The sequence below is a fragment of the Bacillus sp. FSL W8-0770 genome, from assembly GCF_038008705.1.
GTDB lineage: Bacteria > Bacillota > Bacilli > Bacillales > Bacillaceae_G > Bacillus_A > Bacillus_A cereus.
Genome location: NZ_JBBOZR010000001.1, coordinates 3,873,439 through 3,897,641 on the forward strand (window position 1 = coordinate 3,873,439; position 24,203 = coordinate 3,897,641).

Sequence of the window (24,203 nt, forward strand, 5' to 3'; positions counted from 1 at the left end):
ATTGTTTATATGCTTTTAACTAGTTCAACAACTTCTTCAGCAGTTGACATCATTAATGCTTTTTCTGCTAATGTTTCCATTTCTGCTTTTGACAACTTGCTTAGCTGTGTTCTTGCAGGAAGAATAGATGTTGCACTCATACTGAACTCATCTAAACCTAATCCTAATAATAATGGGATAGCAAGTGAATCGCCCGCCATCTCACCACACATACCAGCCCATTTGCCTTCTTTATGAGCAGCATCGATAACCATTTTTACAAGACGTAAAATAGATGGGTTATATGGTTGGTATAAGTAAGATACTTGTTCGTTCATACGGTCTGCAGCCATTGTGTATTGGATTAAATCATTTGTTCCGATAGAGAAGAAGTCAACTTCTTTCGCGAATTGATCTGCTAATACTGCTGAAGCTGGGATTTCAACCATCATACCAACTTCAATAGAATCAGAAACAGTTGTACCCGCTTCTACAAGTTTCGCTTTCTCTTCTAATAAAATCGCTTTCGCTTGACGGAACTCATCAAGAGTTGCAATCATTGGGAACATAATTTTTAAGTTACCGTATACGCTAGCACGAAGTAATGCACGAAGTTGTGTACGGAACACATCTTGCTCATCAAGACATAAGCGAATTGCACGGTATCCTAAGAATGGGTTCATTTCTTTTGGTAAATGTAAGTATGGAAGCTCTTTATCTCCACCGATGTCAAGTGTACGAACAACGACTGGTTGACCTTCTTTTACACCTTCAAGAACTGCTTTATACGCTTCGAACTGCTCTTCTTCTGTTGGAAGATTATCACGGCCCATGTATAAGAATTCTGTACGGTATAAGCCAACGCCTTCTCCGCCATTATCGATAATACCTTGTACATCATTTGGTGTTCCGATATTTGCAACAAGCTCAACGTGATGTCCGTCACTTGTTACAGTAGCTTGGTCTTTTAATTTAGCCCATTCAGCTTTTTGCTCTTCAAATTTCGCTTTCTTTTCTTCAAACGAACGAAGAGTTTCTTCTGATGGATTTACAATTACTTCTCCATCTAAACCGTCAATGATAACGATATCGCCGTTTTGGATTTTCTCCATAACAACTTTCGTACCAACAACAGCTGGAATTTCCATAGAACGAGCCATAATTGCAGAGTGAGATGTACGTCCACCGATATCAGTAGTGAAACCTTTTGCATACTTACGGTTTAACTGAGCTGTATCAGATGGTGTTAAATCTTCAGCAATGATGATTACCTCTTCAGAAATTGTACCAGGATTTGAGAAGTTAATTCCTAGTAAATGTGCAAGAACGCGTTTTGTTACGTCACGAATGTCCGCAGCACGTTCTTTCATATATTCGTTATCCATGTTTTCAAACATAGAAATAAACATTGATGCAACTTCATCCATTGCAAATTCAGCATTTACTTTTTCGCTATTTACTTTATCTTTTACTGGGTTTACTAGTTCTGGATCATTTAACACTAATAAATGTGCTTCAAAGATCGCAGCTTTGTCAGCACCTAGTTCAGCAAATGCGTGGTCCTTAATAGCTTCTAATTCAGTTTTTGCTTTCTCAAGCGCAGCGTCTAAGCGTGCAATTTCTGCAGCTTCGTTTGTAATTGATTTCTTTTCGATGTTAAATTCAGGATTTTCAAGTCTGAAAGCCTTTGCAATAGCAATCCCACTTGATGCAGCGATCCCTTGAATGTTAAGAGTCATTATTCTCCTAATCCTTCATTTTTCATAGTTTCTTCGATAGCTGCTAGTGCTTGAGCTGCATCATCACCATTTGCAGTGATTTTAATTTCTGCGTTTTGTTGAATGCCTAAAGACATAACGCCCATGATTGATTTTAAGTTAACGTTCTTTCCGTTATACTCTAAGTTAATGTCAGAACCGAATTTGCTTGCAGTGTTTACAAGTAGAGTTGCTGGACGAGCATGAATTCCTGAGTCGCTAGTTACTTTAAAGATTTTTTCCATGATAATTTATCTCCTTTAAATTACAGTATTTTTTAGTTGTATAGACGTGAGTACTACACCATCTATTGTATATAATAGGCGATGTTCGGTCAACCACATCGCCTATTATAATTATAAACATTTTGCGTCAAATTCCTACTGAATGTCAATAATAGCGGTTTCGCCCTTCTTAACATTTCCATCTTTTTTCAATTCGACTTGTTGCCCTTGTTGTAAGTTTGTAAAGACAATTGGTGTAATGATAGATGGTGCATTTTCTTTTACAAATGCAAGATCTACTTTTAATAATGGTTGGCCTTGTTTCACCTTGTCGCCTTGTGCTACAAGCGCTTCAAAACCTTCACCATTTAATTTTACAGTATCAATACCGAAGTGGATTAAAATTTCTTTTCCGCCTTCAGATTGAATGCCAATCGCATGTTTTGTAGGGAATACATTGACAATCTCACCGTTCACTGGAGAAACTACTGTTCCTTCAGTTGGTTCAATTGCAAATCCGTCTCCCATCATTTTTCCTGAGAATACTTGGTCAGGTACTTCTGTAATTGGTAAGATTTTTCCTTCGATTGGTGATACAATTGTTTCATTTTCATCAACTTTTTGAGGAGTTTCTTCCACTTTTACAGGTTCTTCTTTTTCAACATGAGGTGTACGCCCTGACATAATATCATGAATTTGTGATTTTAATGTGTCAGATTTCGGCCCGAAAATAGCTTGAATGTTATTTCCAACTTCAAGTACACCAGCTGCTCCAAGTTCTTTTAAGCGGTCTTTGTTTACATTCTTTTGTTCGTTAACTTGAACACGTAAACGAGTAATACAAGCATCTAAAGAAGCAATGTTTTCTTTACCACCAAGTGCTACTAATACTTCACGAGGAAGTTCGCCTGCTTCTGCTTTTCCTGCGCCGTCATTTGCATTTGCCACTTCACGACCAGGTGTTTTTAGATTCCATTTGCGAATTGCAAAGCGGAATCCGAAGTAGTAAATAACTGCTAGTACAAGACCAACAATAATTACCCACCACCATGCTGTACGGCCTGGTAATACACCGAATAATAGGAAGTCAATTAAACCACCAGAGAATGTCATACCAATTTTAACACCTAAAATTTGCATTGTCATAAATGATAGACCAGCAAATACAGCGTGAATTCCAAATAATACTGGCGCTACGAATAAGAATGAAAATTCAAGTGGCTCTGTAATACCTGTTAAGAAAGATGTTAATGCTGCAGAACCTAAAATACCTGCTGCTAATTTTTTATTTTCTGGACGTGCTTCATGGTACATTGCTAAAGCTGCTGCTGGAAGACCAAACATCATGAACGGATACTTACCAGTTGTAAATGTACCTGCTGTTAATTCTACACCGTCTTTTAACTGTGCCATAAAGATTTTTTGGTCACCACGGATTAATTCGCCAGCTGCATTTGTATACTGACCGAATTCGAACCAGAACGGTGAATAGAAAATGTGATGTAATCCAAATGGAATTAATGAACGTTCAATTAAACCGAATATAAATGCTGCGATTGTTCTATTTGCATCAATCATTTGATGTGAGAACGTGTTTAAGCCACCTTGAATGTATGGCCAAATGAAGCACATGATAATACCTACTATTAAAGAGAATGTTGCAGTTGCGATCGGTACGAAGCGCTTACCTGCAAAGAAACCTAAGTATGATGGTAATTCAATGTTGAAGTATTTATTATAGCAATATGCCGCTACTATACCGACGATAATACCACCAAATACTCCTGTTTGTAGCGTTGGAATACCTAATACGTTTGCATACGCTGGATCTGCAAATCCAATTTTTACTGGGTCTGCTCCAGAACTTGTTACTTTCACTAGCTTATCTACTTCTAAGAACACACTCATCGTTTTGTTCATAATTAAGTAGCCGACGAATGCTGCTAAACCAGCTACTCCGTCTCCACCAGCTAAACCAATTGCTACCCCAACTGCGAATAATAATGCAAGGTTAGCGAAAATAATATCACCAGATTGTTCCATAATTTTTGCAACCATTACGAACCAATCTGCTTTTAAAGCAGGAATAACATTTGTTAACTGTGGATTTTGAAATGCATTACCAAATCCAAGTAAAATACCTGCCGCCGGTAAAATCGCTACTGGAAGCATTAACGCTTTTCCGACTTTTTGAAGAACACCAAAGATCTTCTTAAACATGGAAACCCTTCCTCTCTTATCTATATTGATACCTTCCGACAAACGCCAAAAAGACATGAGGAAAAAAAGATAGAACGATAGCTATACAAAGGGTAGTATATCCCTTTCTCTAGCTTACATTCCTTACTTTTCTCCACTCATGCCTGATCGAATCAGTAACACGTGTCAAAAATAGGTTTACGTATAAGTTCACTATAATTAAGGCAAACGTTTTCGTTACTCACCTTAATGTGTTTGTCGAAATTTGTATAACTTTGCAATAGTTATTATACATAACTATTGTAAGCGATTCAATCATTTTTTTTAACGTTTTCATTTTAGACAAAAATATATGACCTTTTACACATGCTCTGCCTTCACTAAGCGTTGCAAGTGCATCGTTAAATAAATACTTTCAGCTTCATATACAGGTAGTTGCAACTCTTTTTGCATGACCTTAACTAGCTTCCAAGCCAAGTTATAGCAAACTGGATACTCCGCCTTTAATAAATCAGCAAAACTTTGCGATTCTTCTACTTTTTCTCCTTTTTTCACCCTCTCAATAGCATATTGAAGATGACGAATAAGGCGTAAATAATGAATGCTCTCTTGGTCTAATGTAATTTGTAAGTTTGTCTCAATTAAAGATACAAGTTGTGCAATGAGACGGGAGTTTTGATTAACTGAAGATAAATCAGAATTTGTAAGCGAACTGTAAATGTGAAGTGCAATAAAACCAATTTCTCCTTCTGGCAATGTAATTTGCAAACGAGAATTTAAAAGTTGTACAACACCTTCCGCAATTGCATATTCCTCTGGATAGAGCATTTTTGTTTCAACTAAAAAAGGGTTATCAATTGTAAGTCCTTGTTTTAACCTTTTAATCGCAAATGAAATATGATCCGTTAACGCAATATGAATATGTTCATTTAGTGGAGATTTCGCTTTTTCTTGAATGTACAGCATAATATCGTTCATCAATTCAATTAATTTTTCACTAATATGCGGCACTAATAATTTATATTGTTCACGATCACGTTCATTTTTTAAGACAAACATTTTTTCGATTTGTTCTTGCTCCAATACATCTTTCGCTTTTTTCCCAAATCCAATTCCTTTTCCAATCACTACTACTTCCTCGTGTTCAGGATGGCTAGCAATGATGACATTATTATTTAAAACTTTTTTAATTTCTAGATAATTATTCATATAACACCACCCTCGTACTTAAATAGCCTACTTTCATGTTACAGAATATTCTTCTTTGTCGTCAATGTAAAACATCTGCCATTTAATAAAAATTCATTTTTTAGACATGTTTATATATGATGCGTATAATGTAAGAGCAACTGTACATAGAAAGGAGATAACAGCATGATTAAAATGTTTGTAAGTGATATCGATGGTACAATGATGCAACACGGAGGTCTTATTGATGAACAAGATGTTGCGGCACTACGCAGCCTTGCCGAACAAAATGTTATTCTTTGCTTCGCTTCCGGAAGACTTGATAATGAAATTGCAGACTTAATGAAAGCTGTAAATACAAATTTTCATCGCATTAGTGTAAATGGTGTTTTTGTATATACACATGAAAATAAACAACTATTATCTGCAACTTTTGATTCCAGCATACTTCCCGATTTGTTAGCTATGACGAATGAAGATCCTTATTTCCGTTATGTAAGTGATGAGCATAATTATTACATTGAAGAGAAAACACCTTTTATTCAAGAACTTGAACAACAAGTAACTATGACTTCTGTTGAAGAACCAAACTTACTACAGAAGATTGATGATACAATTTTCCCAAATAAAATTTCTGTCGGTGGAACAAAGGAGAGCTTGCAACTCCTTCAGAAAAAAATTGATGAAAAATTCCACGGGAAAGTTAGTACTTTCATCTCAGCAGAACAATGTTTAGATGTAATGCCACCGAATGTTAGTAAAGGCTCTGCCATTTCTGTTTTATTAAATGAGTTTCAAATAAAACCTGAGGAAATTGCTTGTATAGGGGATTCTTACAATGATATTCCTATGTTTTCTTTAACTCCTCACAGTTTTGCTATGTCACAAGCAGATGATGCAGTAAAAAATCACGCTCACTATGTAGTAAATCACGTCAAAGATGCTGTTAACCACGTAATTGCTCATAATAAAAATACGACTCATTCCTTATAAGGATGAGTCGTATTTTTATTTCTTTACATGTTAACCATTTTCAATTCCACTGTACTTCACAAACTGAAATATACTATTTGTTACGTGCGATATTCGTAATAAATTTATAACGATCTCCACGATAAATACATTTCACGTACTCTAGCGGTACCTCACCTTCTGAATATGACCATTGACGCATTACAAGTACAGGCGCCTTTTTAGGAATATGCAGATGTTCAGCTTCATTTTCCGTCGCAACGGAAGCTTCAATTGACTGAGTAGCGCTAACAAGTTTAAAGCCCAGTTTTTTCTCTAAATGTTCATATAAAGATTGTTGCAATATCTCTTCGTTAATATCTTTTACAAGAGCTGGCGACAAATATGTCGTCTCAAAAGCAATCGGTTCATCATCAGCTAAGCGAATACGCCTCACTTCATAAACCGATTCCCCCTCCTGTATTCTCAACCGGTCTGCTATTTTCGCAGTAGCTGGAACTAGGCGGAAACTAAGTAATTGACTACTTGGGTTCATCCCACGAGAAATCATGTCTTCTGTGAATCCCGTCATTCCTTGCAATTTTTGTTCCACTTTCGGAAGTTGGACAAATGTTCCAATTCCACGCTTCCGATATAAATAGCCTTGTTCCACTAAATTATTAATCGCCTGTCTGATTGTCATTCGACTCACTTCGAACTTATCACAAAGTTCATTCTCAGATGGGATTTTATCTCCCGGCTTCCATTCGCCGTCCTCAATTAGCTGTTTCACCCACTCTTGAATCTGATAATAGATCGGAAATGGTGAATACTTGTCGATGTTCATCAGCAATCGCCTCACTGCATAAAGATAGAGCTTCTTGATCAGCGATTACGGTTACATTCGGATGACGTTGTAAAACTGTAGCCGGACACTCTTCACTATATTCACCTTGCAATAATTCTTTAACAGCTTCTGCCTTTTTAGAACCCATAGCAACAAGTAGAACTTGTTTCGCTTTCATAATGCTTCCAATTCCCATTGTAATCGCATGAGTTGGCACATCTTCTTCTTTTTCGAAGAAGCGAAGGTTTGCTTGGCGTGTAGATTCTGTTAATTCAACAATGTTTGTTGGAGAATTAAACGGTGTTCCTGGCTCATTAAATCCGATGTGACCGTTTTCACCGATTCCAAGAATCTGTAGGTCAACTGGGTTAGCAGCTAGAATGCTCTCGTAACGTTTGCACTCTTCCTCTAAATCACTTGCCATCCCGTTTGGTACATAAGTTTGTTTAAATGGAAGATGATCAAACAACTGTTCTTGCATGAAATAGTGATAGCTGTTTTTATCTTCATGTGGTAAATTTACGTACTCATCTAAGTTTACAGTGGTTACACGGCTTGTATCAAGTTTATTTTTTCGCATTTCTGCATAAATACCTAATGGAGAGCTTCCTGTAGCCATTCCTAACGTTGGATTTTCTTTTGTTTTTACAACTTCTTCAATTAATTTATAACCTGCTTCTGCTAGTTCTTCTGGAGTTTTTACAACAAGAATATTCATTTAATTACTTCCCTTCCTTCATATGAATTCCTAAACGAACCGTATCATATACATGTAAATCTTCATTCATCACAACAAAGTCTGCATCTTTTCCTACCGCTAATGCACCTTTATTATTTAATCCAAACTCTTCTGCTTGGTTAACTGATGTCATCAGTACTGCATCTTCGATTGAACAACCTGTAAATTCAATTACATTTCGGAAAGCTTGATCCATTTTTAAAATACTACCAGCTAACGTTCCATCTTCTAATCGAGCACTACCATCTTTTACATGTACTGGCTGTCCGCCAAGCTCATATAATCCATCTTCAAGACCTTTTGCACGCATTGCGTCAGTGATAACACTTACTTTTTTTGGTCCTTTTAACTTATATGCTAATTTCACCATATCAGGGTGAATATGAATGCCATCTGTAATTACTTCAACCATTACATCTGGATTTAATAACACATGACCAACAACTCCTGGTTCACGGTGATGTAATCCACGCATTTGATTGTATAAATGTGTCGCATGTGTAATCTTTCTATTTTTTAGTTGCGCATCAATTGCATCTGTATGCCCCATTGTGCCAACTACACCAGTTTCAGCAAGATATTGTTCAAACTCTAACGCTCCCTCTTCTTCTGGTGCATATGTTACTAATTTAATTAAATTCCCACTTGCTTCTTGCCATTGTTTAAATTGCTCAATATTTGCAGGAACGATATGTTCAAGTGGTTGTGCACCTGCACGTTTCTTTGAAACATAAGGTCCTTCTAAGTGAATATATTCGAAATGCGCTCCTTTTTCTTTTGCTTCTTTTGCAGCAGTTAACGCTGCTTCAATTGCCTCTGGAGCTTGTGTCATTGTTGTTGGGAAGTAAGTTGTAACCCCTTCTTTTAACATTTCTTTACCTAGAGTTACTAACCCATCGCTATTTGCATCCATCGCATCAATATCGTATCCACCATGAATATGAACATCGATCATACCTGGAATTACAATCTTCCCTGTAGCATCAAAAACAGTTTCATTTTCTTGTGGTACATATTGAGCCATCAAACCAATTTCTTTAATGGTTTCTGCGTAACGAATAAATCCGTTTTCCACTATTTCTTGACCTGTGTAAATTTTGGCATTGATGACAATTTGCGTTTTCATTTTCATCGATCCTTTCCCATGAATTACCTACTTGTTATTATTACCTTATTCGCCTAGTTCCATCTTAATATACGCACGAGTAGTTGTCTATACATTCTAATGAAATTTCCTTTTTATTCAACAGAAAAGGAAATTTCTTACGTCTCTTATAATTATAATTATAATATATATTATTCATTTTTCCAAAAAGGGACAGTATTGCCCCCTAATCTAGAAATCACTTCAATAATGGCATTAACCCGCTAGATTCTAACATAATATGTTCACCATCTGTTTCCATTTCTACTGTACGTTTATTCGTTCTATATACCATTATACCGTGCCTTTTTAAGCGTTTCACTACACTTTGATGAGGATGTCCATACGGATTACTACTCCCGTACGACAAAATAGCAAACTGCGGTTCCACTTTTTTTATAAACGTTTCACTTGTTGAAGTATATGAGCCGTGATGCCCCACTTTTAACACATCTGCATGGACATCAAATTGTTTTAATATTTCATGTTCTGTCCGTACATCCGCGTCACCCATTAATAAAAAATCCGCTTTTCCATATCGCACCTTTAAAACAATTGAGGATTCATTATTTTCATCTTTTGATTTCCCGTTGTTTAATACTTGTATAGAAACATGTGGATCCAGCGGTATATATTGTCCTTCCTTTACTGAAACGAAAGGTATCCCTCTTTTTTTAATATTATTCCGATACGTATGATAAGTAAGAGAACTATATGTTTTTCCGCTATCTAATATAAGCGATACCGGCATTTGCTCTACAATTGGAATTAACCCCCCTATGTGATCCATATCGGGATGCGTACTGACAATTACATCTAAATGATTAATCCCTTTCTCAATTAATTTCTGAATAATAACCTCTCCTGCTTCATAAGGTCCTCCATCAATTAACATTGTTTGTCCATTTGGCATTATAATAAGTGTTGCGTCACCTTGCCCCACTTTTAAAAAGCTCACTTTCATTTTACTAAGATGTTGCCGATGCATATGTAAAGGAGACGTAGTATGAATGGACATCATATACCTTTTAGCTGATGCGCTATTTAAAGAAAAACATAATAAAACAGAAACTAATAATAAAATAATCCGCATACCTCTCATAACTCGTCTCCTTTTTTCATTTAGTATGGCACTGTAAATAATTGATATACAAAAAAAGCTTAGCAAAATGCTAAGCTTTTATTTCGATATCTCTTGTAAGGAACCGAAGAATAAATCAGCTTCATTCATTTGTTCATTCTCTTCAGAAAGCAGTGGTAAATCATCTAATGTTTTCAATCCAAATGTGTCCAAAAATTCTTTTGTTGTTCCGTATAAAATAGGACGCCCTGGTCCTTCTGCTCTTCCCATTTCTTTTATAAGTAAATGTGAAACCAACGTTTGTAACGCCTTATCGGTTTTAACTCCTCTAATCTCTTCCATTTCAGTCCTTGTGATTGGTTGGCGATATGCAACAATCGCTAAAGTTTCGAGGGCAGCTTGTGAGAGTGAAGCAGCTGTTGGTGTATCTATTAATTTTTGATAATATGAAGCATGTTCTTTCTTTGTAGCAAAACGATATACTTTTGCATACTGTACAATTTGCAAACCACGGTTTGCACCTTCACATTCTTGTTGCATTTCTTCTAAAATATTAATTACTTCATTCATTTCGATTTCAAGAACTTTTGCTATTTGTTCTGGATAAATCCCTTCATCACCAGAAACAAATAAAAGGCCTTCAATAATTGACTTTTGTTCTTTCCTATCCATTTCACGAGCTCCTTCCTTCTATTTTCCCATAAAAATACACATCAAAAAACCGAATCACAATTAATGCGTTCGGTTCAATATTTTTTCTCTTGTTCCAAACGATACATTAAAACATAGCATGAGATAAAATGTTTCTATCCCATTTTCACATACTTGCTCTATGCAGATTTATTAGAGCTTGATACGAAAATTTCATCAAAATTATGTTCTTGCTCAATTATGATTTGTTGATTTTTCATAAGTTCCAGAACTGCTAAAAATGTTACAACCATTATTTCACGTTCATCATCAACAAACAAATCGTAAAAACTTTGGCGACCACCCTTTATTTTTAACTGCTTTAAAATATCAGTCATTCGCTGTTCAATTGGTATTTCTTGACGAGTAATACGTGTTGTTACAGGTTTTTTTGCCTTTTTACGGCGCATTAATTTTTGAAATGCTGCTAGCATATCATATAACGTAACATCAAGAGGTAAGCTTGTCTCCTCTTCTTGTTGCAACGATGTAAAGTCAATTGGTGGACGTGTATATAGCTGTGCTCTTTCTTGTTCTCTTTCTTTTAACTCAGTAGCAACTTGCTTATATTTCTTATATTCAATTAACCTCTCCATCAATTCTTGACGAGGATCATCTATAAAATCATCACCGTTATCAAGTACATCTTCTTCATGTTTCGGCAACAACATCTTACTTTTAATTTGTAATAACGTTGCAGCCATTACTAAATACTCACTTGCAACATCTAATTGAAGTTCTTTCATCGTATGCACATAAGATAAATATTGCTCTGTAATATCTGCTACAGGAATATTATATATATCAATTTCATAACGATGTATTAAATGTAACAATAGATCTAACGGCCCTTCAAAAGCCTCTACTTTAAAATTATATTGCACAAAGCATCCCACCACATTTTTTCTATAACAACATAAGTATAGAGCATACTCATGTTCTATCCAACCTTTTTAAGAAATTTAATTAAAAATAGACCGATGCCTATGTCATCATGCCCACCACTTCATATGATAACAGTGTAGTAAGAACAATGTAGGAGGTCAAAAAACTATGGGTCACGTTGATTGTGGTTTTAGCGGTGGGTTCGCATTACTTGTTGTACTGTTTATTTTACTAATTATTGTAGGAGCAGCTTGCTTCTGCTAATATGAACAATAACGGCTAGGGGGAAACCTCCTAGTCGTTTATTGTTCATATTTCTATGATACACTTATATGTATAACCGTTAGATAGGAGCGAGAAAACATGTATCCTACCGAATACATACAATTTTTAATTCATTTCCATGGAGATTATGACTATTTTGAATGCCACGAAATACTAGAAGAGTATTGGAAAACAAAACCAAGAGGTAATCGTGATCATTACTTAGTTGGTCTCATTCAAATCGCAGTTTCTTTATACCACCAAAGACGTGCTAATTGGAATGGTTCCACAAAAATGATGAAAAGCGCAATCACAATTTTAGAAAAAAGCGGTGTGCCTTTACAACGTTTAGGAATTAATCAAGTACAACTTCTTTCCTTGCTCAATGAAAGATTGCAATCTATCCATAAAAAAGAACGTTTTGTACCTTTATTTTTACCCTTATCAGATCCATCGTTAGAGAAGCAGTGCATAAAGTTATGTCAAAAACAAAACCTCTCTTGGAAAGACTTGAATGCTATCCCAGGTGAATATATTATAAACAAGCACACTATGCGTGATCGCACAGAGGTCATTACTGAACGAAACGAACAATTACAAAAAAGAAAGCAGAGATAATAAACTACTTATCTCTGCTTTCACGAATGTATATTTTGTTCTAGCCCTTTACATTTTTCGCAAAAACTTGCCGTTTGCTCATTTCCGCAAATTGTAAACTCAAGAAATTTACTCTTTAACTCTTGAACCATCTTCGTCCCAATCCCCACATGACGGTGAGACGGGTTCACACTCAAATGCTGAATTTCTAATACTTGATTCTCTTTTTTTACAATCCCCATTATTCCAACAAAATCTTCATTTTCTTTCCACAAATACAATTGCCAATCATCTTTTGCTTCATATTCTTTCATTGTCAATTGTAATGTTTTCACATCTTTTTCAGTTGGCATAAACGAAAGAAGCCCCATTGCAATTTTTTCATAACTTTTTTTAAAACGAATTAACATAACCCTTATCCCTTCTTACAAAAGTTACAAACTAGTAATCCCCTCAATCACTCTTTTCATATCACATTCATTTTACAATATTTTCAACAGAGTGAGAAGAGTCTAAAACAACTTGATAATCATACAAAGCGAAAAGAAGAAAGTCAAATCTATGTTTCAGCACTATTCCTTTAATAAATAGAGTTAAAAAAAGAAAATTTTATATGGAATGGAAAGAAACATATCATTCAACAGCACTTCATTCATAGTTACCCTAAAGCAGCACAATTCTAGCAAAATTAATATAACAAAAAATATTTATTGAAACATATAATGTAATGTATTCTATGTAATTTGTTAAAGGTTTGTTCTCACAAGCAATATATTTTAGCAACAGCACTACTTGGATGATGAGCTGTAGAAGAAGTACTCGATTTCATTAAAAATAAAAAAGAGAGCAAAGCTCTCTTTTTCCTTACCTTATTCTTCCCAAACTTTAACTTCTTTCATTACATCGCCTTGACGCATTTTTAATACTGTTTCAATACCGCTTGTTGCTTTACCAAATACAGTATGAACACCATCTAAATGCGGTTGTGGCTCATGAACGATAAAGAATTGGCTACCGCCTGTGTTACGGCCAGCGTGAGCCATAGAAAGTGATCCTACAAGGTGTCTATGAGGGTTTCCATCAGTTTCACATGGAATAGAGTAACCTGGGCCACCTGCACCTGTACCTGTTGGGTCTCCACCTTGGCTTACGAAGCCAGGAATAACACGGTGGAATGTCACACCATCATAAAATCCTTGCTCTGCTAATTTTTTAAAGTTTTCTACTGTTTTCGGTGCTTCTTCTGGGAAAAATTCCAAGTCGATTTTTTCACCGTTTTCCATTAATATGTATCCTAAAGTTTTCATGCGTATATGTCTCCTTTCAATTATCTCAGCACTATATTACCACATTCATGACTAGAAACAAAAAGAATCCGACAATCTAGATACTTCTTTTTTGAAATGTGGAAAAAGCTAGGTGACAAATAAGAAATATATACTATAATAACTTTGTTGCCCGAAAATTTTAGAAAGAGAAAGGGAGCGATTTTTCGTGAAAACGAAATTATTAGCTCTGCTATTAGCTGTAACGGTATTTATGATGCCAACAGCTTCATTTGCAGACATCATCGAGGGAGAATCAATTGTTACATTAGGAGAGAACTTATCCGAACAACAAAAACAAGATCTGTTAAAAGAAATGAAAGCACCAAAAGATGCTACAATTATCACTGTATCTAATGCGGAAGAACATAAATTTCTAGAAGGCATTGTTCCAAAAGCACAAATTGGTACGAGAGCAATTTCTTCTTCTATGATTACATACACAAAACCAGGATCTGGTCTTATTGTACGATCAAAGAACATTAACTGGGTAACAGATGCAATGTACACTAACGCTTTGATTACAGCAGGTGTAAAAGATGCAGAAATTCAAATTACTGCACCTTTTAAAGTTTCAGGAACTGCAGCTTTAACTGGATTAATGAAAGCATACGAAACTGCGTCCAATAAACAAATTCCTGAAGAAGTTAAAAAAGTAGCGAATGAAGAAATGGTACAAACAGCCCAGCTTGGTGATAAAATTGGTGAAGAAAAAGCAGTTCAACTTGTTGCAAAAATTAAAGAAGAAATTGCAAAAGAACAGCCAAAAACAACAGAAGATTTACGTTCATTAATTAAAAAAATTGCTGACCAACTCGGCATTACATTAACAGATGAACAGTTAGATAACTTAGTATCGTTATTTGATAAAATGAAGAATCTTAATATCGATTGGAATCAAGTTGGTAGTCAATTAAACAAAGCAAAAGAACATGTTTCTGCCTTTTTAGGATCTGAAGAAGGGCAAAGTTTTCTAGATAAAGTGAAAGATTTCTTCTCAAGTATCATTGATTTTGTTAAATCTTTATTCAAGTAAAAAAGAAGCCCGCCAATGACGGGCTTCTTTTTTATACAAGTAACGGTAATTTCATAACAGCCTCTTCAACCGAACGCACTATATGATTTGCTTTCTCCTTTACATATGGATGGGCATGATGAAGAGTAAATGAATGCGGGGTTACTTCAAACATAGAAATATCATTGAAAGAATCTCCAATACAAGCAACTTCATTTGCTTCAATTTGCAAATGATCCATTAGTCGCTTTAGAGCACTCCCCTTACTCACGCCTCTTGGCATAATATCAACATAGCGTTTACCTGATATAAAAACTTCCGCTTCGCCTTGAAACGTATCTCGTAGCTCTTGATCTAACGTCACAATTTTCTCTTCTTCTCCAAAAACAAACAATTTTGCAGGGTGTACAGTCTTACCAAACTCTTCTTCTAACGCTTCAATTTCAGCGATATGCACGCCCATATATGCTTCAAAATTATGGTGATGTTCATTCTTCCTTTTTGTATATCGCTGCTCATTTGCACAAACAATATCCGCTAGTCCTTTTTTATGTATATATCGATATATTTCCTGGGCAACCACATTTTCAAAACTCGATTCATGAAATAAATTTCCATCTGGAAGTAACATTGTCGCTCCATTTAAGCCAGTTGTGTAATATGGGAATGCAAACCTTTTTACAACTTCATCAATTCTGTGTGTAAAGCGGCCAGAGGCAAAACAAATATTTGTCCCTTTCTCAGCTAACCAACACAGCGCACGTTCATCTTCTTTTTGCATATGATTCACATCGTAAACGAGCGTGTCATCTAAATCACTTACAAATAATTTAATCATGTCCTCTTCCCCTTTCATACACAATATCTACTCTAAGTGTACACAAAAAATGTTTGATTTTTGTTAAAAAATAATAAATTTTTGCAAAAAAAAATAAACGGGTGTATAATCCCGTTTATTTTTGTCTTTTTACATTTTGAGGTCTTACAATACTTGGTCGTACTTTTAAACTAGACATCGTTGGACGGAGTAAAATTTTTGTTAACGCGCCCCAATCAAATGGTAAAAACGGCCATAAATAAGGTGTTTGTAAACTTTTTATAGACGTTAAAAATAAAATTAATATCGTCATACCAATTACAAATCCCATCTCATGGAAGAGACCTGTTAAAATAATAACAAACAATTTCCCAACCTTATTCCCTAATCCTAGTTCATAACTCGGTGTTGCATATGCACCAACCATCGAAACTGCTACATACAAAATTACTTCTGGCACAAACAAACCTACATCAATTGCAATTTGACCAATTAATATAGCGGAAATTAACCCTGCTGCAGACGATAACGGCGTTGGAGTATGAATGGCTGCCATCCTTAAAAACTCAAGTCCGACCTCTGCCATTAACACCTGTAATAAAATTGGTAAATGCGTCATCTTAGTCGGTCCAATAAAAGCAAGATTTGCTGGCAAAAGAGTTGGATCAAATACAAACACTAACCAAAATGGTAATAAAAATAACGAGAATATAACACCTAAAAAGCGCACCCAGCGTAAAAATGTACCGACAGCTGGATTTTGTCTAAACTCTTCCGCGTGCTGTAAATGATGAAAATATGTTGTCGGTGTAATCATAGCACTTGGCGATGTGTCAACAAGTACTAACACATGTCCTTCTAGTAGATGATTTGCTGCTACATCTGGCCTTTCTGTATATCGAATAAGTGGGAATGGGTTATAGCTTTGCTTTACAACAAATTCTTCTACTGTTTTATCCGCCATCGTAATTCCATCTACATCGATGTTATTTAATTCTTGTTTTATAATCTTTACTAAATCTGGATTTGCAACATCTTGAACGTATGTAATACAAATATCCGTTTGCGATCTATCTCCTACTCGAACCATTTCATTTCGAAGACGTGGATCTCGAATTCTCCTACGAATTAACGCTGTATTTACAACGATATTTTCAACAAATCCATCCCTCGCACCTCGTACTACCTTTTCGGTATCTGGTTCTGTCGGTGTTCGCCCTGGATAACTACGAACATCGATCGCGAACGCTTCCGTTTCACCTTCCACAAATATCACGATGAGTCCTGATAATACTTGGAGCATTACCTCATCCATCGTTTTCACTTTACTTACTTGTTGATGGATTAAGCGATTCTCTAAAAGCTTCACTGTATCTTCTTCTACATCCCTTATCTCATTTGTATCCACTGCTTCTTCTAAAATAGGGATAATATAATTTGTATCACAAAGTCCGTTTACAAATAACACACCAATTTCTTTATTCAAAATTTGAAATTTACGAATGCCAACATCGTATGTAACGCCTAGTCCAACTGTCTGCTTTAAATAATTTTCATTGTCACTTATGAAAGTTGATATAGGGATATCCACTTTTTTAGGCTTCGTCATAAAAACCACTCCTTTCCAAAATTAATTGAATTGCTTTCTTTGTAATAGGTGACCCTCTCTCCCATTCATCATTTCCGCACATTTTACCAATATCACCGACTCCAACAATGACAGGAACATTTAAATCGTCTAAACAATATATTGTATCTCCGCTAATTCTGCCAATTTCACCATCTGGAAGTCCAAATTTATCAACACCATATTCGGTTAAATTCCCGTTCCGATCTACACTTACATCTACACGTGCCCATTCCCAATGATGCGTATTAGACGCCACTGCTAAAATACCGAGCACATCAATTTGTTTATGGGTAGCCACATATTTTAATGCCTTTTCACCAGATCCTTCTCCAATAAATCCACTGTCATCAAACATAACAAATACAGGGTCATATGGCGTTTGCATAATAAGCTCAACAACTTTTTTCCCTGTCAATTTGGTTGGATTACTTTGTGATGCTGAAATACACCTTCCCCCAAATTCCTTCGTTAAAAGCTCAATTGTCCGCTTTGCATATTCATCTCCATCTGTGACCAAAACAACCCTTCGTCTCATTTGATTTATCCTTTCGGTTTACATATAAGTGCTATAAAAAATGAAAACAATATCGCTGCGGAAATGCCCGCAGACGTTAAACTAAACATGCCAATACCAATTCCTAAATATCCATGTTTTTCTGCTGCATGCATTGCTCCGTGCAATAGTGAATGTCCAAAACTTGTAATAGGGACTGTCGCTCCAGCACCTGCAAATTTTATTAGTTTATCGTACAATCCAAATCCATCTAAAATTGCTCCGATGACTACAAAAGTTGCCATTAAATGAGCTGGTGTTAACTTTACGAAATCTAACAATAGTTGCCCAATTAAACAAATAGCTCCACCTACAAGAAATGCATATATAAAATCCACAATTCACTCTCCTTTAACTCTCTCAAATACGACACCATGTGCAATTGTTGGAATTGTTTCCTTCTGTTGCATCATCATCGGGCTTAATAATGCACCAGTCGCAACGACAAAAATTCGTTGTAAATTCCCTTTTTGCATCTCGTGTAATAAATGGCCATACGTAACAACTGCTGAACAAGCGCAACCACTACCACCTGCAAACACTTCTTCTTGACTTGATTCATAAATCATCAATCCACAATCATTGTATATATGCCCAAGATCATAACCTTCCTCAAGTAAAAGTTGTTTCGCAATCGGCGTCCCAACAGCTGATAAATCACCCGTAACAATCAAATCATAATCATCGGCACTTCTTCTTAAATCTTCAAAATGTTGTTGAATTGTATGAGCTGCTGCTGGAGCCATCGCTGCCCCCATATCCAAAGGATTTGTAATTCCTAAATCTTGCACTTTTCCGATTGTAGCTGACGTAATTTTAATTGCACTTTTTTCATTGCTAATTAATATAGATCCTGCACCAGTCACAGTTGAATTTGCTGTCCCTGGTTTTTGCCCACCGTACTCTGTTGGATAGCGAAATTGTCTTTCAGCCGTTGCATTATGACTGCTTACTGTAGCTAAGACACGATTTGCAAATCCACCGTCTATAAAAGCTGAGCCAACTGCTAAAGTCTCCATAGACGTTGCACAAGCGCTAAACATTCCTAAAAAAGGAATGCCCCACTTACGCGCAACATAATTTGCTGTCACTGTTTGATTTAATAAATCTCCCGCTAAAAAGAAATCAATTTGCGATGTTTTTATATTCCCTTTTTGCACTGCTTGTTGAATTGAGTCTGACATTAATCTTCGTTCGGCGAGCTCCCAATTTTCTTCTCCACAATGCAAGTCATCATATGAAATATCAAATTTTTTCCCAAGAGGGCCCTCAGCTTCTTTCGGACCGACAGCAGTACCCGTTGCATTCACATATATATCATTTTGAAATACCCACGTTTGTTTTCCGGTCAACCTCATACTAGCCCCTCCTTTAAGACATAAAAATTTTAAAGGTATACCTTATTAACCCAATGATATATGCACCAACAACCCCAAATACAATCACACTTCCTGCCAGTTTAAACATATTTGTAGCAATCCCTAGAACAACCCCTTCGCTCTTATGTTCTAAGGCAGCGCTCGCCATAGAATTTGCAAATCCTGTTACCGGTACCGCTGATCCTGCTCCAGCAAATTGACCGATTTTATCATATACACCACACCCTGTTAAAATCGCGGATAATAAAACAAGGGTTGCAACAGTTGGGTTTCCTGCCTCTTGTTCACTAAAGTGAAAATAATGTATATAAAATTTCATCAATACTTCTCCAACTGTGCAAATGAGTCCACCTACAAGAAATGCTTTGATACAATTTAGTAAATAGTTTGGCTTTGGATGATACTCCTTCACTTTATTTATGTAATCATCCTTCAATTTCTGACTTGTCATTTATATACTGCCTCCTACTTTACGAAATAAATCCAGTGAAACAACGATCCTATTACTTTCCCAAGTACAAGAGCAACGAGTAAAACAATAATCTTCCCCTCTACCCCTACTCGTTTCGCTAAAATAGGTAGAACATTTAACACCTCTGTTAATGCTGCAGCAAGCATTCCAATGAACGTGCCACAAAATATCCCTAATATAACGAGCCAATATTGCGACGTTTGAAATGTAATGTTTTTCAAACTGCACCAAGCCCCTGTTAAAGTACCTGCAATGACTGCCCACTCAAAATATTGAATATGCTTTCCACTTCTCGTTAATTGGGCTAAACGGGGGATTATACCAAGTACAGCTAAAAATGCGACATATCCGCTACCTACCGCAATCCCTCCAGCTAAACCAATTAAAATAACAAATCCATACTCAATCATCGGTAAGTTGTTTCATATTATCCTTGTTTTCATTAACGATTACATACTGATCAAGTGACTGTTGGTATTGAAACATCTCAACTTCTAGCGGACTCGGCTCTTCATTAATTCGCTTTTGAAATACATGATTAAAGAATAAAACCATCCCTAAGCCAAGACCTAAAGAATAAGGAATTTGAAATAAAAGTGGTTGCGCATTAAATTCTCCAGTAATCATGTAATATAACCGTTGATGTACTTGTTGCATACTTACATCTTCATGGAAATAAATGATCGCAAGGGCCGCTCCAATGAAAAGTAACAGCCATACAAGCCCGAAAAAAATTGGGTGTGTCTTCTTTTTTTCGTATATAATTTCAACAAGAGTTTGTCCAGAACCGAGTAAATTAATTTGTAGATGAGATGCTTTCTGTTGAATAATCTCAATTACTTTCATAACATCAATTACAACATGCGTCTTATCATGCGCTGTTATTTTGTAAACTATCTCATTTTGTAACAACTCAACTACGGAAGAATCTCCGGCAAGTTGAGCAACATCGCCCAGCTTTACTTCATAAGTAGGAGAAACTTTTAAACGATTGCGCATTTTAATATAAATCGTTTGTTCCAACTTTCATTCACCCCTTCACTCTTCCTCGTAGTTGTAGTATGGTTATTGAATTTTTTTCTAATACAATTTTTTCATAAAAAAACATCTGCACCATTTCGGTACAGATGTTTTTTACTTATGCCTTTTTCTTAAATAAGTTTGCAATACTTAATGCAAGCCCTCCCCAAATGACTACTATTCCAATAACCATCATCATAATTGCTGATCCACTCATTATGAAACACCTCGATCTTTCCATTCTTTTTCAAGCTTGGCAGAATCCGAATGTATTTGTGCATTCCATTTCTTTAGACTAATAATTAGCGCAACGATAAGGAAGGCTGCTGCTATCGACCAACCATACGTTATAACAAACTCAGTCGGATAATCTCCATAATTCTTTTTAATATTTTGGATTGTACCATCAATTAGCATATACCCTAACATAAGCGGAGTAATAACGAGTAAACTCACTCTCCAAAACGTTCCTAATTTAATATCAGATACAAAGTTTGCATGATTTTGATAAACTGGTAAACGACGTAAAATGAGCCCTATCGTCACTACTTCCGCAAGTGCAATTGTAATTAATCCGAAATTATTGGCGAAATAGTCGACAACATCTAAGAACATAAGCCCACCACGTGTTGCAAATACAAGAGAAACTAACACGAGAAGGGTTCCCATAATTCCAATGGTTTTTTCCCGACTTAAACTGAATTTTTCAGATACAGCGGCAAAACATACTTCCGCGAGTGAAATAAGTGATGTGATTCCAGCAACCGTTAACGATAAGAAAAATAATACACCAAACAACGGTGACATCGGCAATTCATTAATAATTTGCGGAAATACTACGAACGCAAGCCCAACGCCAGCACTTGCTACTTTATCAACCGGTACTCCCATATTATTCGCCATAAATCCAAGAGCTGCAAAGACCCCAATACCTGCTAATAATTCAAATCCTGAGTTTGCAAATCCAGTAATAAAGGCATTATTTGTTGTATCCGAGTTTTTCGGTAAATAACTAGAATACGTAATCATAATTCCAAATGCTAAAGATAAACTAAAGAATATTTGACCATAAGCAGCAAGCCATACTTTCCCATCAAAAATACGACTCCAATCTGGTTTAAAGAATGCATCTAGTCCTTGCATAGCACCTTCCATCGTCACTGCACGAACGACGATAATAAGGAACATAACAACTAATAAAGGAATAAATATACGGTTAACAACTTCTATTCCTTTTTTAACTCCTTTAAATGCAACGCCAAGTACAATAATCCAAACGAGAGCTAATGGAATTAATACTTCCGGTACAAGTCCTCCAAATTGCCCTGGCTTATCTGCAACATGTAAGTACTCTTTAAATAAAAATGATTGCGTGTCTTTTCCCCATGCTCCAGTAATTGCAAAGTATGTATACGATATAGACCAAGCAATAATCACTGCATAATATGTTGAAACGATAAATGTTACGCACATTTGCCACCATCCAATAAATTCGGCACGCGGGCTAATACGGAAAAATGTAAGTGGTGCTGAACCACGATGACGATGACCAAGGGCAAACTCAAACGCTAACAATGAAATACCAGTCGTTAATAATGCAAATAAGTACGGTAAAAAGAATGCTCCTCCTCCATTTTCATACGCTGTATAAGGAAAACGCCATATGTTTCCTAATCCAACGGCAGATCCGACCGCTGCAAAAATAAATCCAGCTCTCGTTCCCCATTGTTGCCTCGTTTCCATGTTTCCTTCCCCCTTTATGACAAGTTCATACTTGGATTATATTTTAAATTGACTAAATTATCAATAAATTCTGTTAATTTTTGCGAAAATTAACATCTCTCTCCTATTAACGGCATAAAAAAATCGAATAGACAATTATTCGTCTATTCGATCTTTCATCTGTTTTAATATTTTCTTTTCAAGTCTTGAAACTTGTACTTGCGAAATGCCTATGCGCTCTGCTACTTCTGACTGTGTTTGATCTTTATAGTAACGCAAGTATACAATTAAGCGCTCTCGTTCATCTAGTTCTCTAATCGCTTCTTTTAAAGCAATTTTATCGAACCATTTCGTTTCAGATTGATCTGCAATTTGATCTAAAATAGTGATTGGATCTCCATCGTTTTCATATACAGTTTCATGTATAGACGAAGGGGCCCGGCTCGCTTCTTGTGCTAGAACAACTTCCTCTGGCGTTAGTTCTAGTGCCTCTGCCACTTCATTAATCGTGGGAGCCCTTCCGAATTCTTTCGAAAGCTCATCTCTCATCTTTCGAATTTTGTTTCCTGTTTCTTTTAAAGACCTACTAACTTTCACTGATCCATCATCACGTAAGAAACGTTGTATTTCACCAATAATCATTGGAACTGCATATGTTGAAAATTTCACGTCGAAAGATAAATCAAATTTATCTACCGATTTCAAGAGCCCAATACATCCAATTTGAAATAGGTCGTCTGGTTCGTATCCTCGATTAAGAAACCGCTGTACAACCGACCAAACGAGGCGCATATTACTTTGAACGATTGTATCTCTCGCTCGTTGATCTCCATCTTGACTTTTTTGAATTAACGCTTTTAGCTCGTGGTCCTTTAACTGAGGTTTCTTCTTCTCATTTTTGACCTCTATGTCCATAGGCTATTCTCCTTAATTGCATAGAGCGTTACTATTTGATAAGTATTTTGTCAAATGGATTGTTGTCCCGAAAGATTCGTTTGAAATAACTTCTACTTCATCCATAAAATTTTCCATGATAGTAAATCCCATTCCGGAACGCTCTAATTCAGGTTTAGTTGTAAAAAGGGGTTGTCTCGCTTCATCTAAGTTAAAGATTCCAATCCCTTCATCTCGAATCGTGAGTTTCACCATTGCTTCTTCCAAAATTACAGAAATATAAACAATACCTTCTGCATTTCCTTCGTATCCATGAATAATTGCATTTGTAACCGCTTCTGACACAACTGTTTTAATCTCCGTTAATTCTTCCATCGTTGGATCTAGTTGTGCAATGAAAGCCGCTACTGTAACGCGAGCGAACGATTCATTTTGACTTAATGCTGAAAATTGAAGGTTCATTTCATTTCTCATCTATGCCACCCCCAACGTCGCGAGCGCGTGCGCTTCACTTTCTTCTAAGCGAACGATTTTGAATAAGCCCGACATTTCAAATAAACGCTTAACAGGCGGTGAAATTGCACAAACAACCATTTCTCCACCTAATCCCTTTACGTGTTTATATCGGCCTAATATAACACCTAGACCAGAACTATCCATAAAAGATAAGTTCTCTAGGCTCAAAACAATATGATGAACACCATGTGTCTCAATCATATCTGTTACTTTCGTTCGCAACTCTTCAGCCGTATGATGATCTAATTCACCCTCTAGTCTCACACATAGGACGTCACGTTTTACTTCTAATTGCATGGAAAGACTCACACGATT

29 protein-coding genes are annotated in these 24,203 nt (G+C 36.1%); 4 read left to right on the forward strand and 25 right to left on the reverse strand.

The genetic code is table 11. The annotated features are described in order from the left end of the window. Nucleotides 1–5: 5 nt before the first annotated feature. From ptsP to glcT, 4 genes are all read right to left on the reverse strand, one after another. On the reverse strand, nucleotides 6–1,718 hold the full coding sequence (ptsP, locus tag NST27_RS19800) for a phosphoenolpyruvate--protein phosphotransferase (protein ID WP_000174207.1): 1,713 nt from the start codon (nucleotides 1,716–1,718) through the stop codon (nucleotides 6–8). Continuing rightward, the gene (gene ptsH / locus NST27_RS19805; RefSeq protein WP_000411080.1) at nucleotides 1,718–1,981 is read right to left on the reverse strand and encodes a phosphocarrier protein HPr; all 264 of its coding nucleotides are present in this window, start codon (nucleotides 1,979–1,981) and stop codon (nucleotides 1,718–1,720) included. Before ptsH ends, ptsP begins: the two co-directional genes overlap by 1 nt. Nucleotides 1,982–2,116: 135 nt before the next feature. Next, complete coding sequence (gene ptsG / locus NST27_RS19810) at nucleotides 2,117–4,180, reverse strand: PTS glucose transporter subunit IIABC (RefSeq protein ID WP_000473174.1); 2,064 nt, start codon at nucleotides 4,178–4,180, stop codon at nucleotides 2,117–2,119. Between the two features lie 339 nt (nucleotides 4,181–4,519). Further along, complete coding sequence (glcT, locus tag NST27_RS19815) at nucleotides 4,520–5,368, reverse strand: glucose PTS transporter transcription antiterminator GlcT (RefSeq protein WP_001067317.1); 849 nt, start codon at nucleotides 5,366–5,368, stop codon at nucleotides 4,520–4,522. Nucleotides 5,369–5,533: 165 nt separating this feature from the next. Between glcT and NST27_RS19820 the strand changes: the two genes are divergently transcribed. Further along, on the forward strand, nucleotides 5,534–6,340 hold the full coding sequence (locus tag NST27_RS19820; RefSeq protein WP_000594244.1) for a Cof-type HAD-IIB family hydrolase: 807 nt from the start codon (nucleotides 5,534–5,536) through the stop codon (nucleotides 6,338–6,340). A gap of 73 nt (nucleotides 6,341–6,413) precedes the next feature. On the opposite strand, the gene phnF is transcribed toward NST27_RS19820, so the two are convergent. From phnF to scpA, 6 genes are all read right to left on the reverse strand, one after another. After that, nucleotides 6,414–7,145 carry a phosphonate metabolism transcriptional regulator PhnF gene (phnF, locus tag NST27_RS19825; RefSeq protein ID WP_021727649.1) on the reverse strand — a complete coding sequence of 244 codons (732 nt, stop codon included), beginning with the start codon at nucleotides 7,143–7,145 and terminating at the stop codon, nucleotides 6,414–6,416. Then, complete coding sequence (gene nagB / locus NST27_RS19830) at nucleotides 7,075–7,863, reverse strand: glucosamine-6-phosphate deaminase (RefSeq protein WP_001024210.1); 789 nt, start codon at nucleotides 7,861–7,863, stop codon at nucleotides 7,075–7,077. The genes phnF and nagB overlap by 71 nt, the downstream gene beginning before the upstream one ends. A gap of 4 nt (nucleotides 7,864–7,867) precedes the next feature. Next, nucleotides 7,868–9,010 (reverse strand): N-acetylglucosamine-6-phosphate deacetylase, encoded by a 1,143-nt coding sequence (gene nagA / locus NST27_RS19835; RefSeq protein WP_001987227.1) that lies wholly within the window; start codon nucleotides 9,008–9,010, stop codon nucleotides 7,868–7,870. 217 nt (nucleotides 9,011–9,227) lie between these two features. Beyond that, nucleotides 9,228–10,130 carry a ComEC/Rec2 family competence protein gene (locus tag NST27_RS19840; RefSeq protein WP_001214829.1) on the reverse strand — a complete coding sequence of 301 codons (903 nt, stop codon included), beginning with the start codon at nucleotides 10,128–10,130 and terminating at the stop codon, nucleotides 9,228–9,230. A 78-nt stretch (nucleotides 10,131–10,208) separates the two neighbouring features. Continuing rightward, nucleotides 10,209–10,781, reverse strand: coding sequence for a segregation/condensation protein ScpB (gene scpB / locus NST27_RS19845; RefSeq protein WP_000375170.1), 573 nt, complete (start codon nucleotides 10,779–10,781; stop codon nucleotides 10,209–10,211). 158 nt (nucleotides 10,782–10,939) lie between these two features. Then, entirely contained in the window at nucleotides 10,940–11,683 is a 744-nt protein-coding gene (scpA, locus tag NST27_RS19850; protein WP_001199753.1) for a segregation/condensation protein A, read from the reverse strand. 169 nt (nucleotides 11,684–11,852) lie between these two features. On the opposite strand from scpA, the gene NST27_RS19855 reads away from it, so the two are divergent. Together NST27_RS19855 and NST27_RS19860 are read left to right on the forward strand one after the other, a co-directional pair. Beyond that, complete coding sequence (locus tag NST27_RS19855; RefSeq protein WP_000510194.1) at nucleotides 11,853–11,948, forward strand: YjcZ family sporulation protein; 96 nt, start codon at nucleotides 11,853–11,855, stop codon at nucleotides 11,946–11,948. 99 nt (nucleotides 11,949–12,047) lie between these two features. Then, entirely contained in the window at nucleotides 12,048–12,566 is a 519-nt protein-coding gene (locus NST27_RS19860) for a DUF309 domain-containing protein (protein WP_000283594.1), read from the forward strand. A gap of 20 nt (nucleotides 12,567–12,586) precedes the next feature. Here NST27_RS19860 and ribT read toward each other — a convergent pair whose 3' ends face one another. Further along, nucleotides 12,587–12,955 carry a GNAT family N-acetyltransferase RibT gene (ribT, locus tag NST27_RS19865; protein ID WP_000908401.1) on the reverse strand — a complete coding sequence of 123 codons (369 nt, stop codon included), beginning with the start codon at nucleotides 12,953–12,955 and terminating at the stop codon, nucleotides 12,587–12,589. Between the two features lie 459 nt (nucleotides 12,956–13,414). Continuing rightward, a complete protein-coding gene (locus NST27_RS19870) occupies nucleotides 13,415–13,852 on the reverse strand; it encodes a peptidylprolyl isomerase (protein ID WP_000853782.1) in 438 nt (145 codons plus the stop codon). A 187-nt stretch (nucleotides 13,853–14,039) separates the two neighbouring features. Here NST27_RS19870 and NST27_RS19875 point away from each other — a divergent pair, with 187 nt between their 5' ends. After that, the gene (locus NST27_RS19875) at nucleotides 14,040–14,906 is read left to right on the forward strand and encodes a DUF1002 domain-containing protein (RefSeq protein WP_000850515.1); all 867 of its coding nucleotides are present in this window, start codon (nucleotides 14,040–14,042) and stop codon (nucleotides 14,904–14,906) included. A 31-nt stretch (nucleotides 14,907–14,937) separates the two neighbouring features. Here NST27_RS19875 and NST27_RS19880 read toward each other — a convergent pair whose 3' ends face one another. The 13 genes from NST27_RS19880 to spoIIAA all read right to left on the reverse strand — a co-directional run bounded on the left by NST27_RS19880 (nucleotide 14,938) and on the right by spoIIAA (nucleotide 24,197). Beyond that, the gene (locus tag NST27_RS19880; RefSeq protein WP_001987215.1) at nucleotides 14,938–15,741 is read right to left on the reverse strand and encodes a Cof-type HAD-IIB family hydrolase; all 804 of its coding nucleotides are present in this window, start codon (nucleotides 15,739–15,741) and stop codon (nucleotides 14,938–14,940) included. 97 nt (nucleotides 15,742–15,838) lie between these two features. Continuing rightward, complete coding sequence (gene spoVAF, locus NST27_RS19885) at nucleotides 15,839–17,311, reverse strand: spore germination protein SpoVAF (protein WP_000165596.1); 1,473 nt, start codon at nucleotides 17,309–17,311, stop codon at nucleotides 15,839–15,841. Next, the gene (locus NST27_RS19890; RefSeq protein WP_001254415.1) at nucleotides 17,298–17,867 is read right to left on the reverse strand and encodes a stage V sporulation protein AE; all 570 of its coding nucleotides are present in this window, start codon (nucleotides 17,865–17,867) and stop codon (nucleotides 17,298–17,300) included. The genes spoVAF and NST27_RS19890 overlap by 14 nt, the downstream gene beginning before the upstream one ends. Before the next feature lie 5 nt (nucleotides 17,868–17,872). Beyond that, on the reverse strand, nucleotides 17,873–18,223 hold the full coding sequence (gene spoVAE / locus NST27_RS19895) for a stage V sporulation protein AE (protein WP_000345904.1): 351 nt from the start codon (nucleotides 18,221–18,223) through the stop codon (nucleotides 17,873–17,875). Between the two features lie 3 nt (nucleotides 18,224–18,226). Next, nucleotides 18,227–19,243: a stage V sporulation protein AD gene (spoVAD, locus tag NST27_RS19900; protein ID WP_001241163.1), complete on the reverse strand. Its 1,017-nt coding sequence runs from the start codon at nucleotides 19,241–19,243 to the stop codon at nucleotides 18,227–18,229. A 13-nt stretch (nucleotides 19,244–19,256) separates the two neighbouring features. Further along, a complete protein-coding gene (spoVAC, locus tag NST27_RS19905) occupies nucleotides 19,257–19,715 on the reverse strand; it encodes a stage V sporulation protein AC (RefSeq protein ID WP_000203810.1) in 459 nt (152 codons plus the stop codon). Between the two features lie 14 nt (nucleotides 19,716–19,729). Then, nucleotides 19,730–20,146: a stage V sporulation protein SpoVAB gene (spoVAB, locus tag NST27_RS19910; RefSeq protein WP_000575191.1), complete on the reverse strand. Its 417-nt coding sequence runs from the start codon at nucleotides 20,144–20,146 to the stop codon at nucleotides 19,730–19,732. Then, nucleotides 20,139–20,759 (reverse strand): stage V sporulation protein AA, encoded by a 621-nt coding sequence (locus tag NST27_RS19915; protein WP_000438366.1) that lies wholly within the window; start codon nucleotides 20,757–20,759, stop codon nucleotides 20,139–20,141. Before NST27_RS19915 ends, spoVAB begins: the two co-directional genes overlap by 8 nt. 115 nt (nucleotides 20,760–20,874) lie before the next feature. Then, on the reverse strand, nucleotides 20,875–20,973 hold the full coding sequence (locus tag NST27_RS19920; protein ID WP_000016826.1) for a methionine/alanine import family NSS transporter small subunit: 99 nt from the start codon (nucleotides 20,971–20,973) through the stop codon (nucleotides 20,875–20,877). After that, nucleotides 20,973–22,499 carry a sodium-dependent transporter gene (locus NST27_RS19925; RefSeq protein WP_000450087.1) on the reverse strand — a complete coding sequence of 509 codons (1,527 nt, stop codon included), beginning with the start codon at nucleotides 22,497–22,499 and terminating at the stop codon, nucleotides 20,973–20,975. Before NST27_RS19925 ends, NST27_RS19920 begins: the two co-directional genes overlap by 1 nt. Before the next feature lie 135 nt (nucleotides 22,500–22,634). Further along, on the reverse strand, nucleotides 22,635–23,393 hold the full coding sequence (gene sigF / locus NST27_RS19930) for an RNA polymerase sporulation sigma factor SigF (RefSeq protein WP_000350731.1): 759 nt from the start codon (nucleotides 23,391–23,393) through the stop codon (nucleotides 22,635–22,637). A gap of 12 nt (nucleotides 23,394–23,405) precedes the next feature. Beyond that, nucleotides 23,406–23,846 carry an anti-sigma F factor gene (gene spoIIAB / locus NST27_RS19935; protein WP_001243398.1) on the reverse strand — a complete coding sequence of 147 codons (441 nt, stop codon included), beginning with the start codon at nucleotides 23,844–23,846 and terminating at the stop codon, nucleotides 23,406–23,408. Next, nucleotides 23,847–24,197 (reverse strand): anti-sigma F factor antagonist, encoded by a 351-nt coding sequence (spoIIAA, locus tag NST27_RS19940; protein ID WP_000059135.1) that lies wholly within the window; start codon nucleotides 24,195–24,197, stop codon nucleotides 23,847–23,849. It lies immediately after the preceding gene. Nucleotides 24,198–24,203: the final 6 nt, after the last annotated feature.

Bases quoted from the DNA above. Each gene is read 5' to 3' on its own strand.
- ptsP (WP_000174207.1), bottom strand. From the start codon at position 1,718: ATGACTCTTAACATTCAAGGGATCGCTGCATCAAGTGGGATTGCTATT.
- ptsH (WP_000411080.1), bottom strand. From the start codon at position 1,981: ATGGAAAAAATCTTTAAAGTAACTAGCGACTCAGGAATTCATGCTCGT.
- ptsG (WP_000473174.1), bottom strand. From the start codon at position 4,180: ATGTTTAAGAAGATCTTTGGTGTTCTTCAAAAAGTCGGAAAAGCGTTA.
- glcT (WP_001067317.1), bottom strand. From the start codon at position 5,368: ATGAATAATTATCTAGAAATTAAAAAAGTTTTAAATAATAATGTCATC.
- NST27_RS19820 (WP_000594244.1), top strand. From the start codon at position 5,534: ATGATTAAAATGTTTGTAAGTGATATCGATGGTACAATGATGCAACAC.
- phnF (WP_021727649.1), bottom strand. From the start codon at position 7,145: ATGAACATCGACAAGTATTCACCATTTCCGATCTATTATCAGATTCAA.
- nagB (WP_001024210.1), bottom strand. From the start codon at position 7,863: ATGAATATTCTTGTTGTAAAAACTCCAGAAGAACTAGCAGAAGCAGGT.
- nagA (WP_001987227.1), bottom strand. From the start codon at position 9,010: ATGAAAACGCAAATTGTCATCAATGCCAAAATTTACACAGGTCAAGAA.
- NST27_RS19840 (WP_001214829.1), bottom strand. From the start codon at position 10,130: ATGAGAGGTATGCGGATTATTTTATTATTAGTTTCTGTTTTATTATGT.
- scpB (WP_000375170.1), bottom strand. From the start codon at position 10,781: ATGGATAGGAAAGAACAAAAGTCAATTATTGAAGGCCTTTTATTTGTT.
- NST27_RS19855 (WP_000510194.1), top strand. From the start codon at position 11,853: ATGGGTCACGTTGATTGTGGTTTTAGCGGTGGGTTCGCATTACTTGTT.
- NST27_RS19860 (WP_000283594.1), top strand. From the start codon at position 12,048: ATGTATCCTACCGAATACATACAATTTTTAATTCATTTCCATGGAGAT.
- ribT (WP_000908401.1), bottom strand. From the start codon at position 12,955: ATGTTAATTCGTTTTAAAAAAAGTTATGAAAAAATTGCAATGGGGCTT.
- NST27_RS19870 (WP_000853782.1), bottom strand. From the start codon at position 13,852: ATGAAAACTTTAGGATACATATTAATGGAAAACGGTGAAAAAATCGAC.
- NST27_RS19880 (WP_001987215.1), bottom strand. From the start codon at position 15,741: ATGAAAGGGGAAGAGGACATGATTAAATTATTTGTAAGTGATTTAGAT.
- spoVAF (WP_000165596.1), bottom strand. From the start codon at position 17,311: ATGACGAAGCCTAAAAAAGTGGATATCCCTATATCAACTTTCATAAGT.
- NST27_RS19890 (WP_001254415.1), bottom strand. From the start codon at position 17,867: ATGAGACGAAGGGTTGTTTTGGTCACAGATGGAGATGAATATGCAAAG.
- spoVAD (WP_001241163.1), bottom strand. From the start codon at position 19,243: ATGAGGTTGACCGGAAAACAAACGTGGGTATTTCAAAATGATATATAT.
- spoVAC (WP_000203810.1), bottom strand. From the start codon at position 19,715: ATGACAAGTCAGAAATTGAAGGATGATTACATAAATAAAGTGAAGGAG.
- spoVAB (WP_000575191.1), bottom strand. From the start codon at position 20,146: ATGATTGAGTATGGATTTGTTATTTTAATTGGTTTAGCTGGAGGGATT.
- NST27_RS19920 (WP_000016826.1), bottom strand. From the start codon at position 20,973: ATGAGTGGATCAGCAATTATGATGATGGTTATTGGAATAGTAGTCATT.
- NST27_RS19925 (WP_000450087.1), bottom strand. From the start codon at position 22,499: ATGGAAACGAGGCAACAATGGGGAACGAGAGCTGGATTTATTTTTGCA.
- sigF (WP_000350731.1), bottom strand. From the start codon at position 23,393: ATGGACATAGAGGTCAAAAATGAGAAGAAGAAACCTCAGTTAAAGGAC.
- spoIIAB (WP_001243398.1), bottom strand. From the start codon at position 23,846: ATGAGAAATGAAATGAACCTTCAATTTTCAGCATTAAGTCAAAATGAA.